Source organism: Carnimonas bestiolae (assembly GCF_051251145.1).
Taxonomy (GTDB): domain Bacteria; phylum Pseudomonadota; class Gammaproteobacteria; order Pseudomonadales; family Halomonadaceae; genus Carnimonas; species Carnimonas bestiolae.
Genome location: NZ_JBPCZK010000023.1, coordinates 1 through 795 on the forward strand (window position 1 = coordinate 1; position 795 = coordinate 795).

A 795-nucleotide genomic window follows, 5' to 3' on the forward strand; every position below is an offset into this window, starting at 1 on the left:
CTTCCAGCACCGGGCAGGCGTCACACCCTATACGTCCGCTTACGCGTTTGCAGAGTGCTGTGTTTTTAATAAACAGTTGCAGCCACCTAGTATCTTCGGCCGCTCTGAGCTGACGGAGCAAGTCCTTCACCCAAAGCGGCGTACCTTCTCCCGAAGTTACGGTACCATTTTGCCTAGTTCCTTCACCCGAGTTCTCTCAAGCGCCTTGGTATTCTCTACCTGACCACCTGTGTCGGTTTGGGGTACGGTCGCACATTACCTGAAGCTTAGAGGCTTTTCCTGGAAGCGTGGCATCAACGGCTTCCCCGATCACAAGGATTGGGTTCGTCTCGTATCTCGGCCTTGAACAGGCGGATTTGCCTACCTGTTCAGCCTACATACTTTCACCTGGAACCATCACCAGGCCCGCCTAGCCTTCTCCGTCCCCCCATCGCAGTAATATCCGGTACGGGAATATTAACCCGTTTCCCATCGGCTACGCGTTTCCGCCTCACCTTAGGGGCCGACTCACTCTGCTCCGATTAACGTCGAACAGAAAACCTTGGTCTTCCGGCGGAGGAGGTTTTCACTCCTCTTATCGTTACTCATGTCAGCATTCGCACTTGTGATACCTCCAGCATGCTTTACAACACACCTTCGCAGGCTTACACAACGCTCCTCTACCGCTCATGCCTTAAGGCATGAACCCGTAGCTTCGGCATCTGGTTTGAGCCCCGTTACATCTTCCGCGCAGGCCGACTCGACTAGTGAGCTATTACGCTTTCTTTAAAGGATGGCTGCTTCTAAGCCAACCTC

1 rRNA gene is annotated in these 795 nt (G+C 53.6%); it reads right to left on the reverse strand.

Features of this window, described 5'->3' with window-relative positions:
• Positions 1-795 (reverse strand): 23S ribosomal RNA (locus R84865_RS13265); the annotation flags it as partial.